Here is a 16553-nt window from a genome sequence, read left to right as displayed (position 1 = left end):
CGCCATGATCGGCCTCGCCACGCTGTCGCTGTTCCTGCTCGCGGTCCTGGCGCTGTTCCTGTCCCCGGGCCCGAACATGGCGTTCGTGCTGTCGCACGGCGTGGCCCATGGGCCGCGCGGCGGCTTCGCGGCGGCGCTCGGCATCTCCGCGGCCGACCTGGTGCACACGCTGTTCGCGGCCACCGGCGTCACGGCGCTGGTGGCGGCGTGGCCGCCGTCGTTCGACGTGCTGCGCCTGGCGGGCGCGCTGTACCTGCTGTGGCTCGCGGTGCAGGCGCTGCGCGGCGGCGGCAGGCTGCACGCCGGCGCGCATGCCGGGCCGGTCGCGCCGGTCGCCTTTGGCCGCATCGTGCGCATGGCGCTGCTGAACAACCTGGTCAACCCGAAGGCGCTGCTGTTCTTCATGGTGTTCCTGCCGCAGTTCGCCGATCCCGCGCGCGGCAGCGTGCCGCTGCAGCTGGTGCAGCTCGGCGCGGTGCTGTCGGCGGCGGCGCTGGCGTTCAATACCTTGCTCGGCGCATGCGGCGGACAGGTCGGCCGCTGGCTGCAGCGCCGCCCCAGCGCCGAAAGATTCCAGCGCACGCTGCTCGCGCTCGTGATGGCCGGGCTGGCGCTGCGCCTGCTGTTCCTCGACCGACCGGCCACGCCCGTGGCCTCCCTTTCCCTACAAGGACACTGACAGACATGCTCAACATCTGGGGCCGCATCAGCTCGATCAACGTCCGCAAGGTGGTGTGGTGCGCGCAGGAGCTCGGGCTCGACTTCCAGCGCACCGAGGCCGGCGGCAAGTTCGGCGTCGTGCAGACGCCCGAGTACCTCGCGCTGAATCCGAACGCCATGGTGCCGGCCATCGACGACGGCGAAGGTGCCGAGCGGGTGACGCTGTGGGAGTCGAACGTGATCGTGCGCTACCTGTGCGCCAGGCACTCGCACGGCAATCTCTATCCGAGCGAGCTGCCCGCGCGCTTCGACGCCGAGCGCTGGATGGACTGGCAGCAGACCACGCTCAACCGTGCGAGCCGCGATGCCTTCATCCAGTGGGTGCGCACGCCGCCGTCGGAGCGCCAGTTCGCGCTCATCGACGCATCGGTGCGCGAGAGCGAGGCGCTGTTCGCGATGCTCGACGCGCACCTCGCCAGGCGAGCCTACATCGGCGGCGAGCGCTTCACCATGGCCGACATTCCCGTCGGCTGCGAGGCGCACCGCTGGTTCGGACTGCCCGCCGCCGAATACCGCCGGCCGGGCTGGCCGAACGTCGAGCGCTGGTACGCCGACCTGCTTTCCCGTCCGGGCACGCGCGGCGTGCTCGACCTGGGGCTGGAATGACCCCCAGGCTTCGCGCACTTCGTGTCGCTTCGCCACCCCCCTTCCAGGGGGCAACACCTGTGGCCCGGCAAAGCCGGCTCCACGGTGTTATCCCGACTGACATCGCCCCTTGATCCGATCCTGCTGAGTCCCCAATGAAATCCCGCCCCTTCAAGCAAGTCGACGTCTTCACCGCGACCGCCTACTACGGCAACCCGCTCGCAGTCGTGATCGACGGCCAGGACCTCGACGACGCTGCGATGCAGCGCTTCGCGCAATGGACCAACCTGTCGGAGACCACCTTCCTGCTGCCGCCGACCGACCCGGCGGCCGACTACCGCGTGCGCATCTTCACGCCCGGCGGCGAACTGCCGTTCGCCGGCCACCCGACCATCGGCAGCTGCCATGCCTGGCTGCAGGCCGGCGGCAAGCCCAAGGCCGCGGGCCAGGTGGTGCAGCAGTGCGGCGCGGGCCTGGTGCCGCTGCGTCGCGAAGGCAGCCGGCTGGCGTTCGCGGCACCGCCGCTCAGGCGCAGCGCCCCGAGCCCCGCGCTGCTGGCCAAGGTGGCCGGCGCGCTCGGCCTGAAGGCGCAGCAGGTGATCGCGGCGCAGGTGCTGGACAACGGCCCGGTCTGGTTCGGCCTGCTGGTGAACGACGCCGATGCCGTGCTGGCGCTGCAGCCCGACCACCGCGCGCTGAAGGAACTCGGCGTGAAGGCCGGCGTGGCGGGCGTGCCCGCGGCGCACGACACCTCGCTGCTCATCGGCCGTTCGAACCGCGAGGCGCGCGCCTTCGGCAACCGGCCCGCAACGCCGAACGACGACGGCGCGAAGATCGACCTCGAGGTGCGCGCCTTCGCCGAACCCATCGGCGTGCAGGAAGACCCCGTCACCGGCAGCCTCAACGCGAGCCTGGCCGAGTGGCTGATCGCGGACGGCCACATGCCCGAGCGCTACCTCGCCGCGCAGGGCCAGTGCCTGGGCCGCGCGGGCCGGGTGTACATCGAGCGCGACGCCGCGGGACGCATCTGGGTCGGCGGCGATGCCGTGACCTGCGTCGACGGCAGCGTCACGCTGTAAGAAGGAAAGCAGGCAAGCCGCCACCGCGCCACGGAAGGAGACCACCGCACCATGCAAGCGCAGCTCGACCACCTCGTGATTGCCGCCGCCTCCCTCGACGAGGGCGTGGCCTGGTGCGAAGCCACCCTCGGCGTGGCGCCGGGCCCGGGCGGAACGCACCCGCTGATGGGTACGCACAACCGGCTGCTGAACGTCGCGAGCGATACCTTCCCGGCGGCCTACCTCGAGATCATCGCCATCGAGCCCGGCAGGAAGCCGTCGCGCCCGAAGACGCGCCGCTGGTTCGACCTCGACGACAGCGCGCTGCAGGCGGCGCTGAGGCAGCGCGGCCCGCGGCTCATTCATTTCGTGGCCCGCGTGCCCGACGCGCATGCGGCCACGCACGCCCTCGCGCACGAGGAGCATGCGCACATCGACCGGGGGCACCTCGTCGCAGCGTCGCGCGACACGCCGGCCGGCCGGCTCGAATGGCAGATCACCCTGCGCGACGACGGCCAGCGGCTGTTCTACGGCGCGCTGCCCACGCTGATCCAGTGGGGCCCGGTGCACCCCACCGACGCCATGCCGAAGTCGGGCCTGGCGATGCGCGCGCTGCGCGCCACGCACCCGCGCGCGCCGGCGCTGTCGGCCGCGCTCGCCGCCATCGGCATGGGCGGCATGCCGGTCGATGCCGGCCCGCCGAACCTCGTGGCCGTGCTCGACACGCCGCGCGGTCCCGTCACGCTCGAATCCCAAGGACTCTGACCATGCTGAGCCTCACCGAAATCGCCTGGTTCGCCCTCGCCTCGCTGCTGCTGGCGCTCACGCCCGGGCCGAACATGATCTATTGCGTCTCGCGCACGCTGATCCAGGGCCGCCGCGCCGGCCTCATCTCGCTGGGCGGCGTGCTGCTGGCCTTCCTGGTGCACCTGTTCGCGGCGGCGCTGGGCCTCACGGCGCTGCTGCTGGCGGTGCCGCTGGCCTTCGACGCGATCCGCGTGGCCGGCGCGGCCTACCTGCTGTGGCTCGCGTGGCAGGCGGTCAGGCCGGGAGGCAATGCGCCGTTCGAGGCGCGCGCATTGCCGGCCGATCCGCCGGGCAAGCTGTTCCGCATGGGCTTCCTCACCAACCTGCTGAACCCGAAGGTGGCGATGTTCTATCTTTCGTTCTTTCCGCAGTTCATCCACCCCGAGCGCGGCTCGGTGCTGCTGCAGAGCATGCAACTGGGCATCGCGCAGATGACGGCCAGCGCCGCGGTCAACACGGTGATGATCGTCGGCGCCGCCAGCATCACGGCCGTGCTGTCGCAGAGCGCCGGCTGGCTGCGCGCGCAGCGCTACATCATGGGCAGCGTGCTTGCGGCACTGGCCGTGCGCGTGGCGCTCACCGAACGCAAGTAAAGCCGATCCACCGCAGGACCACCCGATGCGTTTCACCCGCGAAGAAATCGAAGCCGCACAGCGCACCGTGCGCGCGGCCATGCCGCCCACGCCGCAGTACGCCTGGCCGCTGCTGTCCCGGCGCCTCGGCGCCACCGTGTGGGCCAAGCACGAGAACCACACGCCGGCCGGCGCCTTCAAGATCCGCGGCGGCCTCACCTACTTCGAGACGCTGGCACGCGAGCACCCCGAGGTGCGCCACGCCATCAGCGCCACGCGCGGCAACCACGGCCAGTCGGTCGGCTTCGCCACGAGGCGCCACGGCCTGGCCGCCACGATCGTGGTGCCGCACGGCAACTCGATCGAGAAGAACGCCGCCATGCGCGCGCTCGGCGTGACACTGGTCGAGCACGGCGACGACTTCCAGGCCGCGTCCGAGCATGCGGCGCTGCTCGCCGGGCGCGACGGCCTGCACCGCGTGCCCTCGTTCCATCGCGAGCTGGTGCGCGGCGTGTCGACGGCCTACGTCGAGTATTTCGAGGCGCTGTCGGCCACGCCGCCCGACGTGCTGTTCGTGCCTATCGGGCTCGGCTCGGGCTTCGCGGCCGCGGCTGCTGCGCGCGCGCATTGCGGCGTGTCGACGAAGCTCATCGGCGTGGTCTCGGCGCACGCCACGGCGTACCGCGATTCCTTCCGCGCCGGCAAGCCGGTCGAGTCGCCCGTCACCACGAAGCTGGCCGACGGCATGGCCTGCCGCACGCCGGTGCCCGAATCGGTCGAGGTGATCCTGCGCGAGGCCGACGACGTGGTCATGGTCACCGACGACGAGATCGCGAACGCCATGCGCGTTCTCTTCGCCGACACCCACAACGTGGCCGAGGGCGCAGGCGCCGCGGCGCTGGCAGCGGCGCTCCAGCAGCAGGAGCGCTGGCGCGGCAGGACCGTCGGCATCAGCGTGAGCGGCGGCAACGTCGACTCCGACGTGTTCGCCGCGGTGCTGGCGGCGGCCTGAGCGGCGGGCCTCAGGGCAAGGGCTGCGTGTTGGCGGTGCTCAACGGCAGCCGCGACACTTCCGCCAGCAGCAGCGCCAGTTGCTGCGCGGCCGCATCCACCACCGCCTGGCCGTTCCCGGCCGTTGCCGCCGCCGCGTTTCCCGCGGCGCCGTGGACGTTGTAGTCCTCCATCGCCCAGCCGAGCTTGGCGCTCTTTCCGTTGCCCAGGATGGCGTAGTCGGCCGCGCGCTGCTGCGAGGTGGAAGCGAAATCCCTTGCCTCGTCCATGCGAACCTGCTGGGGCGCGAGCGCCAGCATCATCGAGGTCTCGATCTCGCCCGCGTGCACGCCGAAGCGATGTTCCTGCGCGCTGAAGCGCGAGCCCGCGTCGCCCAGCGGCAGGTTGAACCAGCTCACGCTGTAGACGATGAGCCCGTGCGCCGCACGCAGTTCGCGCGCCACGATGTCCATCGCGCCCACGTGTCCGCCATGCGCGTTGAACAGCACCAGCTTCTTCACGCCCGCGCGCGCCACGCCCGCGCCGATCTCGTTCCAGACGCGGATCAGCGTCTCGGCCGACAGCGTGAGCGTGCCCGCGAAGCGCGCGTGCTCGGGGCTCAGGCCGATCTGCTGGGTCGGCAGGAACAGCACGGGCAGCCCGGCCGGCAGCAGCGGCAGCGACGCGGCCACGATGCCGTCGGCCAGCACGGTGTCCACGCCCAGCGGCAGGTGCGGCCCGTGCTGCTCCGTGGCCCCCAGCGGCAGCACCGCGACCGTGGCGTCCGCGTCGAGCGAAGCGAAGTCGCGCGTGGTGAGCTGGGACCAGAAGCGGGGCAAGGGAGCCGTCGGAGCGTTCATCGCGCGATCTTACTGACTGGGCCCGCCCGTGGGCCGGCCCACGCCCGATCGGCGCCGAGCAGGAATTTCGCGGCGGTGCTTCAATCGCCGCCGTACCTCGTTCATCCATCACGCCATCACGGCAAGGACTCTTTCATGGACCTCCAGCTCCAGGACCAGCACGTACTCATCACCGGCGGCAGCAAGGGCATCGGCCTGGCCTGCGCGCTGGGCTTCCTGCGCGAAGGCGCGCGCGTGAGCCTCGTCTCGCGCGACCTCTCCAACCTGCAGCGCGGCCAGCAGAGCCTGGTCGAAGCCTTCGCGCAGGCGGAGGGCCGCGTCTCGCTCCACGCCGCCGACCTCAAGGACCCGCTCGGCGCCGTGGCTGCGCTCGACGCGGCGGAGCAGGCCTTCGGCCCTGTCGACGTGCTCGTCAACTCCGCCGGTGCCGCGCGCCGCACCACGCCCGCCGAACTCACCGCCGCGTCCTGGCACGAGGCGATGGACGCCAAGTACTTCACCTACATCCACATGCTCCATCCCGTCGTCCAGCGCATGGGCGAGCGCGGCAGCGGCGCCATCGTCAATGTCATCGGCAAGGGCGGCAAGGTCGCCAGCCCCGTCCACATGGCCGGCGGCGCCGCCAACGCCGCCTTGATGCTCGTGAGCGCCGGCATGGCCGCGGCCTATGCGGCCAAGGGCGTCCGCGTGAACGCCGTGAACCCCGGCCTCACCCTGACCGAGCGGCTGCAGGAAGGCATGAAGGCCGACGCCAAGCTCGCCGGCATCGGCACCGACGAGGCCTTGAAACGCGCCACCGCCGGCCTGCCGCTCGGACGCATCGCCACCCCCGACGAGATCGCCAACATGGTCGTGTTCCTGGCGTCCGCGAAGGCGAGCTATGTGACGGGTGCGATCGTGGCGATGGATGGGGCCGTGACGCCGATGATCTGAGGGGAAGGGTCGCGGGCAACGCTGTGGCGGTATCGACGGCCGATGCCCTCACCCGCACCCTCTCCCGGAGGGAGAGGGAGTAAATCCGAAGGCCGAGCGCAGCGACGGTAAGGAAGGCGCTTGGAGGCCGAGCGAAGCGATGGCCCGTGTGTTCCCGCGCCCTCCCCTCTGGCTGCGCCGAGGAGCGCAGCGTTTCGCGGATCAGGGCCGCAGCTGTCTGAGCGAAGCGAGTTCTGCGGACCCCGCGAAACGCGAGCACCGCAGGTTGCCCGCAGCGAAGCGGAGGGTCGCAGACAGTGGGGTCGCCTTTCTTTTGCCTACTTTTCTTTGGCGAAGCAAAGAAAAGCAGGTCGGCCGCCGGGCCGAGACCCGGCCAGCAGCCTCAAACCCTCATTAATCCGCCACCCGCAGCCCCTCAAACTTCATCCCCAGAAAATCCACAAACGCCCGAACCCGGGCAGGCACAAACCGCCCGCTCGGCAGCAACGCATGCAACGGATAGGGCTCCGTCTCCCATTCGGAAAGCAGCCGCACCAGTCGTCCTTCCCGGATGTCGTTGCGCACATCCAGCGCCGACTTCAGCGAGATCCCGTACCCCGCCACCGTCCACTCCCGCGCCAGCGAGGCGTCGTCCACGCTGCGGTTGCCGTTGACGCGCACTTCAGTCCACTGGCCGTTGAGTGCGAAGCGCCACACGCGATGGCGGCGCCCCGAACGATTGAAAGTCAGGCAGTTGTGCTGCACCAGGTCCTGCGGCACCTTCGGCGCCCCATGGCGGCGCAGGTAATCAGGCGATGCCGTCAGCACCGGATTCGTCATCGCGAACGGCCGAGCCACCAGCCGCGAATCGGCCAGTGCGCCGTAGCGCAGCGCCACGTCCACCTCGTCGCGCATCACGTCGAGCGGCCGGTCGCCCACCGACAGCGACAGCTGCACCCCCGGATGCAGCGCCAGGAACTCGTCGAACCAAGGCAGCAGCGTGCTGCGCGTGAGGTCCGACGGCGAGGCCACGCGCAGCGTGCCCACCAGGTCGCCGCGATCGGCCGTGACCAGCGACTCCCCCTCGTCCAGCAATTCGAAGGCCCGCACCGCGTACTCGAGCAGCGTCTGGCCCTGCGGCGTGAGGCGCATGGCGCGGGTGGAGCGTTCGAACAGCCGCGCGCCGAGCTGGGCCTCCAACCGCTTCAGGGTGGCGCTGGCCGCTGCCGGCGTGATGCCCAAGGCATGCGCCGCCGCGGTGAGCGTGCCGCCGCGCGCGGTGTGCACCAGCACCTGCAGGTCGGAGACATTTTCAATCTTCATTTGAAAGTGTTGCTTTTCACGCCCGTCTTATCAAATTCTGATTGCGATCCTACATTCGAGGCATCGTCATTGAAAGAACGCGCTCCGAGCGCATCAAAGGTCCTCGCCATGAAAGCCATCGGTTACTACCAGCCCCTCCCCATCGACAACCCCGAATCGCTGCAGGACATCGAGCTGCCCGCGCCCGTGCCCGGCGCGCGCGACCTGCTGGTGCGCGTGAAGGCGGTGTCGGTCAATCCGGTGGACACCAAGGTCCGCAAGAACGCCGCGCCCGAGGCCGGCCAGGCCAAGGTGCTCGGCTGGGACGCCGTCGGCACCGTCGAGGCCATCGGCGGCGGCGTGACGAACTTCAAGGTGGGCGACCGCGTGTACTACGCCGGCTCCATCGTCCGCCCCGGCGCCAACGCCGAGCTGCACGCGGTGGACGAGCGCATCGTCGCGCTCGCACCGAAGAGCCTCGACGATTCGCAGGCCGCCGCGCTGCCGCTGACCACCATCACCGCCTACGAACTGCTGTTCGACCGCCTGCAGGTGCCGAAGGACGGTGGCGAAGGCCAGACCCTGCTGATCACCGGCGGCGCGGGCGGCGTGGGCTCCATCCTGATCCAGCTCGCGCGCCAGCTGACGAAGCTGCGCGTCATTGCCACCGCCTCGCGCGCCGAAACCCGCGCGTGGTGCCTGTCGCTGGGCGCGCACGCGGTCATCGACCACTCGAAGCCGCTCGCCGCCGAACTCAAGGCCGCCGGCATCGGCGAGGTCGACATGGTCGCCAGCCTCACGCAGACCGAGCAGCACTACGCGCAGATCATCGAAAGCCTCAAGCCCCAGGGCCAGCTCGCGGTGATCGACGACATGAAGCTGCTCGACGCCATGCCGCTGAAGACCAAGAGCCTTTCGCTGCACTGGGAAATGATGTTTGCGCGCTCGCGCTTCGAGACGCCCGACATGGCCGAGCAGGGCGCGCTGCTGGCCGAGGTGGCGGCGCTGGTCGACGCCGGCCGCATCCGCACCACGGCGAATGCGGCCTTCGGCACCATCAACGCGGCCAACCTCAGGAAGGCGCATGCGCTCATCGAGAGCGGCAAGGCGCAGGGCAAGGTGGTGCTGGCGGGGTTCTGACCCTGCGGGCAGCAGCCGCTAGGTGGACTGCCAGGGCAGCCCGCGCATGCGCTCGCGCTTCTCTTCCTCGTCGAAGTGCGCGAGCGACGGCTTGATGAGGTCGCTGCGCGCCACAAGGCCGACCAGCGCGAGCGTGTGCGCATCCTTCACCACCGGCAGCCGTTCGAGCCGGTGGCGCGCAAGCCGCGTGGCGACCGTGCGGCAGTTCTCGCCCGGCAGCGCGTAGTACAGCGGTGCGTCGGCGCAGGCGTCGCCCACCGTCGCGATCGGGTCGCTGGCGCCGCGTGCGGCCAGCATCGCGCGATCGGCCACGCCGATCACCGCGCCGTTGCGCAGCACCGGGAACGCACGGTGCGACTGCCCTTCGCCGAAATGCGCGTGCAGCGCCTGCGCCACCGGCATGGCGGCGTCGATGCTGCGCACGTCCCGCGTCATCACCTCGTCCACCGAATGCCGCTCGAGCGGATCGATGCCGTACTCGCGGTAGATGTGATAGCCGCGGCGCGCGATCTTCTCGGTGAGGATCGAGCGCCGCATGGTCAGCACCGTGAAGCCGTAGGCCACGGCCGAGGTGGCCAGCAGCGGCAGCAGCGCGTTGCTGTCGTGCGTGAGTCCGAAGGCGAAGATGGTGGCGGTGAGCGGTGCGCGCATCACGCCGCCGAGCGTGGCCGCCATGCACACCAGCGGCCACAGCAACGGGTCGTTGCCCGGCAGCACGTGCGACAGCACCGCGCCCAGGCCGGCGCCCATCATCAGCAGCGGCGCGAGCACGCCGCCGGAGGTGCCCGAGCCCAGCGAGATGACCCAGATGACCGCCTTCACGGCCAGCAGCGCGGCCACCACGCCGAGCGCGAGATGCCCGTGCAGCAGGTCGCCGATGACGTCGTAGCCCACGCCCAGCGCACGCGGCTGGAAATAGCCGCCGATGCCCACGGCCAGCCCGCCGATGGCCGGCCACCACATCCAGTGCAGCGGCAGCTTGCCGAACCAGTCCTCCACCTTGTAGAGCGAGAGCGACAGCGACGCCGACAGCGCGCCGCACAGCACGCCGGCGATCACGCACGACAGCATGGCGAGCGGGCCGGGCACGGCCGTCTGCAGCGGGAACAGCGGGCCGGGGTCCATCAGCAGCGGCCGCGCGAAGCCCGCCACCGCGCAGGCCACGGCCACCGGCAACAGGCTGCGGGGACGCAGCTCGAACAGCAGCAGTTCGACGGCCAGCAGCACGGCCGCCACCGGCGTGCCGAACACCGCCGTCATGCCGGCGGTGGCGCCGGCCACCAGCAGCGCCTTGCGCTCGGCTGCGGTGAGATGGAAGTGCTGCGCGATCAGCGAGCCGATGGCACCGCCGGTCATGATGATCGGCCCCTCGGCGCCGAACGGCCCGCCGCTGCCGATGACGATGCCCGAGGACAGCGGCTTGAGCAGCGCGACCTTCGGCGACATCTTGCTCTTGCCGAACAGGATCGCCTCGATGGCCTCGGGAATGCCGTGGCCGCGGATCTTGTCGGAACCATAGCGCGCGACCAGGCCGACGATGAGCCCGCCGACGACGGGCACCACGATCACCCATGCGCCCAGCGTGTGCTGCGCGGGCGAATGCTCGGCCAGCGAGAAGGTCTGGAAGAAGAACAGGTTGGTGAAGAAGCGGATCAGGTCGAGCAGCACGCGCGCGGCCACGGTGCCGATGGCGCCGATGACGGCCGCCATGACGGTGATGCGCATGAGGCGCGTGTTGAGCGCGAAGTCGCCGCGCGGCGGATGGGAGGTGCTTTTCCTGGAGTTCATGTCATGGCATGTCGGGAAGATCGATCTGCGGCACGTCGAACACGCCCTTGAGCGAGCGCAGTTCCGCACGGTGGAGTTCGGCCAGCCGCAGCAGCAGCTTCTCGCCCTTGGCGAGCAGGTGCACCTCAACTTGGCGGCGGTCGGTTTCGCTGGACCGGCGCTGCACCAGCTCGAGCGCCTCGCAGCGCGTGACCAGCGCCACCGCGCCGTGCGGCTGCAGCTGGAGACGCTCGGCGATCTCGCCGACCGAGGCCCAGTCGCGCCCCGGCACGCCCTTGATGTGCAGCAGCACCAGGTACTGCTGCGGCGTGAGGCCTTCGGCCTGCGCGGCGCGCTCGGAGAAGCGCTCGAAGCGGCGCATCTGGTAGCGGAACTGGGACAGCGACTCGAAGTCTTTCTTCGCGAGCTTGCGGGGTGTGGAGGCCATGGAACATCGCCCGGGTGGCGTGTGTGATGCGTCTGAAACGGCCGCAAATATATCACGTCATGACATAAATGCGTTACGCCAGAATCTGCGGCATGACGACCTCACCCATCGAATTCGACACCGCGCGGCTGCGGCTGCGTGCCTGGCGCGAGAGCGATCTCGCTCCGTTCTTCGCGCTCGCCTGCGACCCGCAGGTGATGGAGTTCCTGCTTCCGCTGCCCACGCGCGCCGACAGCGACGCCATGGTCGAGCGGCTGCGGCAGCGCTTCGCCGAGAACGGCTGGGGCTTCTGGGCGGTGGAGCACAAGGCGTCCGGCGCGTTCATGGGATTCACCGGGCTGAATTCACCGGCGGTCGCGCTGCCGTTCTCGCCATGCGTGGAAATCGGCTGGCGCCTGGCGCGCGAATGGTGGGGCCAGGGCTTCGCGAGCGAAGCGGCACGCGGCGCGCTTCAGGTCGGCTTCGAGCAGCTCGGGCTCGACGAGATCGTCGCCTTCACCGCATGGAACAACGTCCGTTCGGCGGCGGTGATGGAGCGCATCGGCATGAAGGAAGACATGGCCGGCGCCTTCGACCATCCGCTGGTGCCCGAAGGGCACGCGCTGCGCCGGCACCGGCTCTACCGCATCGCCCGGCCGAAGGGCTGAACCGGCAGAGCGGGCGGAGCGGGCGGAGCGGGCGGAGCGGGCGGCAAGGCTACTTCGCCTTCGTCACCCGCCACACGGCGTTGCCCACGTCGTCGGCCACGATCAGCGCACCGCCCTTGTCGAGCGCCACGCCCACCGGCCGGCCCTGCGCTTTCTCGTCGGCGGTCAGGAAGCCGGTCAGCACATCGACCGGCGGGCCGCTGGGCTTGCCGCCGATGAAGGGCACGAACACCACCTTGTAGCCCGACTTGGGCTTGCGGTTCCACGAGCCGTGCTCGCCGATGAAGGCGCCGCTGGCGTACTGCTCGGGCATGAGTCCGGCGCGCGAGAAGGCCATGCCCAGCGGCGCGACGTGCGAGCCGAGTGCGTAGTCGGGCGCAATGGCCTTGGCTGCCATCTCGGGGTTCTGCGGCGTCACGCGCGCATCGACGATGCCGCCGTAGTAGCTCCACGGCCAGCCGTAGAAGGCGCCGTCCTTCACCGAGGTGAGGTAGTCGGGCACGAGGTCGCTGCCGATCTCGTCGCGCTCGTTCACCACGGTCCACAGCGCCTTCGACTCGGGCTCCCAGCCCATGCCGTTGGGGTTGCGCAGGCCGCTGGCGTAGAGGCGCTTCTCGCCGGTCTTGGTGTCGACCTCCCAGATGGCGGCGCGCCCCTCTTCCGCGGCGAGGCCGTTCTCGCCGATGTTGCTGTTCGAACCCACCGTCACGTAGAGCTTGCTGCCGTCTTCGCTGGCGATGACGTTCTTGGTCCAGTGGTGGTTGATGCCCGCGGGCAGCTGCGTCACCAGCGTGGGGTTGGCGCTGATCGAGGTCTGGCCCTCGGTGTAGGGCACCTTCACCAGCGCGTCGGCGTTGGCGATGAAGAGTTCGTTGCCGACCAGCACCATGCCGTAGGGCGACATCAGGTTGGTCATGAACACCTGCTTCACCTCGGCCAGGCCGTCGCCGTTGGCGTCGCGCAGCAGCGTGATGCGGTTGGCGCTGGGCACGCCCGCGCCGGCGCGTCCCATGACCTTGCCCATGACCCAGTTGCGCACCTTGGCGAACAGGCCGCTGCCGCCGTCGCTGCTGCCGCCGGGCTTGGGCGGCTTGTTGCTCTCGGCCACCAGGATGTCGCCGTTGGGCAGCGTGTAGACCCAGCGCGGGTGATCGAGGCCGCGTGCCAGCGCCGTCACCTGGAGGCCTTCGGCGGGGGTCGGCGTGGCGGTGTCGGTCCAGCCGACGGCGGGAGCGACGTTGACGGTGGGAATCAGTGTCTTGTTCGGGGGGGCGAGCTGCGGGCGCGGGCCGGTGGTGAGCTCGGGGGCCAGCTTGGCCGCCTCGCCGCAGCCTGCCACGAGCAGCGCGACGGCCAGGGCCGAGGCGCCGGCCTGCCATGCGGATGCCACGCGGGTGGGTGCTTGCTGCGGTGCTTTCATGCGTATTCCTTGCGCGGCCGGATGCCGCATACCGGGCGGATGATCCACGGCGGGCCGGTGCGGGGTTGTCGGTCGTGGGCGCTTTCTGGCGTGGGCGCACCCCATTCGCGCATCGCCGCTACCATCGCCGCATGACCGACGACCTGTTCCGCGCCGACGCCTACCTGCGCAGCTGCGAGGCCCGCATCCTGCGCATCGACGATGCCGGCATCGTGCTCGACCGCACCGTGTTCTACCCGCTGGGCGGCGGACAGGCCGGAGACAGCGGCGTGCTGGTCATGGCCGACGGGCGCGAGCTCGTCATTGCCGACACGCGCAAGGCGAAGAACGAAGAGGGCCAGCCGACCAGCGAGTTCGTGCACGTGCCCGCGCCCGGCCAGGCCGACCTGCTGGCGGCACTGGCGCCCGGTGCCACCGTGACCGCACGCCTCGACTGGGAGCGCCGCCACCGGCTGATGCGCTTCCACACCGCCACCCACCTGCTGTGCCACCTGGTGCCGCAGCCGGTGAACGGCTGCTCGATCACCCCCGAGTACGCACGGCTCGATTTCCACATGACCGAGCCGCTCGACAAGGACGCGCTGACGGCCGGCCTCGCCCGGCTGGTCGAGGCGGCCCACCCGCTGACCGTGGGCGCCATCACCGACGAGGAACTCGATGCCAACCCGGCGCTGGTCAAGAGCATGAGCGTGCAGCCCCCTCGCGGCACGGGCACGGTGCGCACCATCCGCATCGGCGGAACCGGCGAGGGCGAGGTGCAGATCGACCTCCAGCCCTGCGGCGGCACGCATGTTGCGAACACGTCGGAGATCGGCGCGGTGGTGGTCACCAAGATCGAGAAGAAGAGCGCCAACAGCCGCCGCGTGGTGCTCGGCTGGGCACCGGCCGTTGCCCCCACTGCCGCCTGAAACATCCGGGAACATCCAGGAACTTCGCCCCCATCGAGCGCTCCGACTGCAGGCATGATCTTCTCGCGCATCCAATTCGCTACGCTTCTGATAGCAACCACCGCAGCCTGCATGCCGGCTGCCGCGCAATCGACCGCCGAATTGGGCAGCAAGCCCGGCGCCGTGGTCACCACACCCCACGTGCGCGCCGAACTGATCGCGCATGCGCCCGACGGCGTCACGCCCGGCGCCCCGGTGTGGGTGGGCCTGCAGATCACGCACCAGCCCGAGTGGCACACCTATTGGAAGAACGCCGGCGATTCGGGCCTGCCCACCGAGATGACCTGGACACTGCCGGCCGGCGTCTCGACCGGCGAGATCGCCTGGCCGGTGCCCGAGAAGCTCCCGGTCGGCAACCTCGCCAACTACGGCTACGAGAACACCGTGCTGCTGCCGGTGCCGCTGGAGGTGTCCACGCTGTATAAGCCGCCGGTCGCCCTGGGCAGCACGCCGGCCATGGACATCCAGCTCAAGGCCTCCTGGCTGGTGTGCCGCAAGGAGTGCATTCCGGAAGAAGGCACGTTCTCGCTGTCGCTGCCTTTGCAAGGCTCGACCGCGCTGCACAAGGCCGAGTTCGACGCCGCCGCTGCGGCCCAGCCCCAGGCGCTCGAGCAGGTGGGCTCCGTTCAGGTCGACGGCCACAACCTGAAGGTGCGCCTCGAAGGCCTGCCGGCCGCCGCGCAGGGCAAGACGTTGGGCTTCTTCCCCGAGACTCCCGAGGTGATCCGCACCGCGGCCGTTTCCGGCAAGGACTGGACCCAATCGTGGGACAACGGCGTGTGGACCGCGTCGATCCCGCTGGCCGACCAGCGCAGCGCGAGCCCGACGGTCATGCCCGTGGTGGTGGCGCTGGCAGCGGCCGACCGGCAGGCCGGCCAGCCGGTGGCCTGGCGCGCCGAGCCGCCCGTGACGGGCGACTGGCCCTCCACGGCGCCGCGCGCCCAGGTGTCGCCGGCGCTGCAGGCCGCACTGACCGCGAACGCCGCCGGCGCCACCTCGGCCGCGGCAGCATCCACCGAACTCCCGGCCCCTTCCTCCACCACCTTCCTGGCTGCGCTCTTCGGCGCCCTGCTCGGCGGCCTGTTGCTCAACCTGATGCCCTGCGTGTTCCCGATCCTGGCGATCAAGGTGCTGGGCTTCGCGCGACAGGCGGGCAACGACAGCGCGCACCGCAAGGCCGGACTGGCCTACACGGGCGGCGTGATGCTGTCGTTCCTCGCGCTCGGCGGCGCCATGCTGGCGCTGCGCGCGGCCGGCGCCCAGCTGGGCTGGGGCTTCCAGCTGCAGTCGCCGGGCGTCGTCGCTGCGCTGGCGGCGCTGTTCACGCTGATCGGCCTCAACCTGGTCGGCGTGTTCGAGTTCGGCCGCGCCGCGCCGTCGTCGGTGTGCAGCGCGCAGGCCAAGCATCCGCTGGCCAACGACTTCCTGTCGGGCGTGCTGGCCGTGGTCATCGCCTCGCCCTGCACCGCGCCGTTCATGGGCGTGTCGCTCGGCTTCGCCATCGGCCTGCCGGCCGCGCAGGCGCTGCTGCTGTTCGCCGCGCTGGGCTTCGGCCTGGCACTGCCCTACCTCGTGGCCGGCTTCGTGCCCGCCATCGCGCGGCTGCTGCCGAAGCCGGGACCCTGGATGCACACGCTGCGCCGCCTGCTGGCCTTCCCGATGTTCGCCACCGTGGCGTGGCTGGTGTGGGTGCTGGGCCAGCAAAGCGGCATCGACGGCGCGGGCACGCTGCTGGCGCTGCTGGTGTGCATGGCGGCCGTCGTCTGGGCGCTCACGCTGAGCGGGCGCACGCGCGTGGTCATCGCCGGCCTGCTGATCGCCTTCACCGCCGTGCTCACCGCCGCCATCGGGCGCAATGTGTTGCAAGTCGTAGAGCCGGCGCAGCTGGCGACAGCCGCGGGCAAGGATGCGGCGGGCCAGCGCTGGCAGCCGTGGTCGGCCGAGCGCGTGGCCGAACTTTCGGGCGCCGGCCAGCCGGTGTTCATCGACTTCACCGCCGCCTGGTGCGTGACCTGCCAGTTCAACAAGAAGAGCACCCTGGCCGACGCGCAGGTGCTGGCCGACTTCGACGCCAAGAAGGTCGCCATGCTGCGCGCCGACTGGACCCGCCGCGATCCGGCCATCACCGCCGCGCTCATGGCGCTGGGCCGCAGCGGCGTGCCGGTGTACGTGCTGCAGGCGCCGGGCAAGCCGCCCGTGGTGCTGACGGAAATACTGGGCAAGGACGAAGTCCGCGCCGCGCTCGCGAGCCTATGACTCGCCCGCAGGCCGCGCGCACTTCGTGCCGCTTCTCCAACCCCCTACCGGGGGCAACACCAGCAGCCCGGCAAAGCCGGTTCCGCGGTGTTCCACGAAAAGACGACGATCTTTCTTGCACG

16 protein-coding genes are annotated in these 16553 nt (G+C 70.6%); 11 read left to right on the top strand and 5 right to left on the bottom strand.

Annotation, left to right across the window (positions count from 1 at the left end; genetic code table 11):
• Window positions 1–4 precede the first annotated feature (4 nt).
• From AACL56_RS06300 to AACL56_RS06275, 6 genes are all read left to right on the top strand, one after another.
• Window positions 5–679, top strand: coding sequence for a LysE family translocator (locus AACL56_RS06300; RefSeq protein WP_339088966.1), 675 nt, complete (start codon window positions 5–7; stop codon window positions 677–679).
• 5 nt (window positions 680–684) lie between these two features.
• The gene (locus AACL56_RS06295; RefSeq protein WP_339088965.1) at window positions 685–1326 is read left to right on the top strand and encodes a glutathione S-transferase family protein; all 642 of its coding nucleotides are present in this window, start codon (window positions 685–687) and stop codon (window positions 1324–1326) included.
• Window positions 1327–1460: 134 nt separating this feature from the next.
• Entirely contained in the window at window positions 1461–2384 is a 924-nt protein-coding gene (locus AACL56_RS06290) for a PhzF family phenazine biosynthesis protein (protein ID WP_339088964.1), read from the top strand.
• 51 nt (window positions 2385–2435) lie between these two features.
• Complete coding sequence (locus AACL56_RS06285) at window positions 2436–3128, top strand: VOC family protein (RefSeq protein ID WP_339088963.1); 693 nt, start codon at window positions 2436–2438, stop codon at window positions 3126–3128.
• A gap of 2 nt (window positions 3129–3130) precedes the next feature.
• A complete protein-coding gene (locus tag AACL56_RS06280; protein WP_339088962.1) occupies window positions 3131–3763 on the top strand; it encodes a LysE family translocator in 633 nt (210 codons plus the stop codon).
• Between the two features lie 25 nt (window positions 3764–3788).
• The gene (locus AACL56_RS06275; RefSeq protein ID WP_339088961.1) at window positions 3789–4754 is read left to right on the top strand and encodes a threonine dehydratase; all 966 of its coding nucleotides are present in this window, start codon (window positions 3789–3791) and stop codon (window positions 4752–4754) included.
• A gap of 10 nt (window positions 4755–4764) precedes the next feature.
• Here the strand turns inward: AACL56_RS06275 and AACL56_RS06270 are convergent, their stop codons facing one another.
• On the bottom strand, window positions 4765–5592 hold the full coding sequence (locus tag AACL56_RS06270) for a creatininase family protein (protein ID WP_339088960.1): 828 nt from the start codon (window positions 5590–5592) through the stop codon (window positions 4765–4767).
• 135 nt (window positions 5593–5727) lie between these two features.
• Between AACL56_RS06270 and AACL56_RS06265 the strand changes: the two genes are divergently transcribed.
• Window positions 5728–6525 (top strand): SDR family oxidoreductase, encoded by a 798-nt coding sequence (locus AACL56_RS06265; RefSeq protein WP_339088959.1) that lies wholly within the window; start codon window positions 5728–5730, stop codon window positions 6523–6525.
• Window positions 6526–6918: 393 nt separating this feature from the next.
• On the opposite strand, the gene AACL56_RS06260 is transcribed toward AACL56_RS06265, so the two are convergent.
• A complete protein-coding gene (locus AACL56_RS06260) occupies window positions 6919–7827 on the bottom strand; it encodes a LysR family transcriptional regulator (RefSeq protein WP_339088958.1) in 909 nt (302 codons plus the stop codon).
• Between the two features lie 108 nt (window positions 7828–7935).
• Here AACL56_RS06260 and AACL56_RS06255 point away from each other — a divergent pair, with 108 nt between their 5' ends.
• On the top strand, window positions 7936–8946 hold the full coding sequence (locus AACL56_RS06255; RefSeq protein WP_339088957.1) for a zinc-binding alcohol dehydrogenase family protein: 1011 nt from the start codon (window positions 7936–7938) through the stop codon (window positions 8944–8946).
• Window positions 8947–8964: 18 nt separating this feature from the next.
• Here AACL56_RS06255 and AACL56_RS06250 read toward each other — a convergent pair whose 3' ends face one another.
• Both AACL56_RS06250 and AACL56_RS06245 read right to left on the bottom strand, forming a co-directional pair.
• Window positions 8965–10734 (bottom strand): chloride channel protein, encoded by a 1770-nt coding sequence (locus tag AACL56_RS06250; protein ID WP_339088956.1) that lies wholly within the window; start codon window positions 10732–10734, stop codon window positions 8965–8967.
• A gap of 1 nt (window position 10735) precedes the next feature.
• The gene (locus AACL56_RS06245) at window positions 10736–11161 is read right to left on the bottom strand and encodes a MarR family winged helix-turn-helix transcriptional regulator (protein ID WP_339088955.1); all 426 of its coding nucleotides are present in this window, start codon (window positions 11159–11161) and stop codon (window positions 10736–10738) included.
• Window positions 11162–11253: 92 nt separating this feature from the next.
• Here AACL56_RS06245 and AACL56_RS06240 point away from each other — a divergent pair, with 92 nt between their 5' ends.
• The gene (locus tag AACL56_RS06240; protein ID WP_339088954.1) at window positions 11254–11808 is read left to right on the top strand and encodes a GNAT family N-acetyltransferase; all 555 of its coding nucleotides are present in this window, start codon (window positions 11254–11256) and stop codon (window positions 11806–11808) included.
• Between the two features lie 49 nt (window positions 11809–11857).
• Here AACL56_RS06240 and AACL56_RS06235 read toward each other — a convergent pair whose 3' ends face one another.
• Window positions 11858–13228 carry a PQQ-dependent sugar dehydrogenase gene (locus tag AACL56_RS06235; RefSeq protein WP_339088953.1) on the bottom strand — a complete coding sequence of 457 codons (1371 nt, stop codon included), beginning with the start codon at window positions 13226–13228 and terminating at the stop codon, window positions 11858–11860.
• Window positions 13229–13359: 131 nt separating this feature from the next.
• On the opposite strand from AACL56_RS06235, the gene AACL56_RS06230 reads away from it, so the two are divergent.
• Window positions 13360–14136: an alanyl-tRNA editing protein gene (locus tag AACL56_RS06230; protein ID WP_339088952.1), complete on the top strand. Its 777-nt coding sequence runs from the start codon at window positions 13360–13362 to the stop codon at window positions 14134–14136.
• A gap of 54 nt (window positions 14137–14190) precedes the next feature.
• On the top strand, window positions 14191–16431 hold the full coding sequence (locus AACL56_RS06225; protein WP_425336990.1) for a protein-disulfide reductase DsbD family protein: 2241 nt from the start codon (window positions 14191–14193) through the stop codon (window positions 16429–16431).
• Window positions 16432–16553: the final 122 nt, after the last annotated feature.

It is taken from the genome of Variovorax paradoxus (genome assembly GCF_902712855.1).
Lineage (GTDB): Bacteria > Pseudomonadota > Gammaproteobacteria > Burkholderiales > Burkholderiaceae_C > Variovorax > Variovorax paradoxus_Q.
This window is presented reverse-complemented; position numbering and strand designations above follow the sequence as displayed.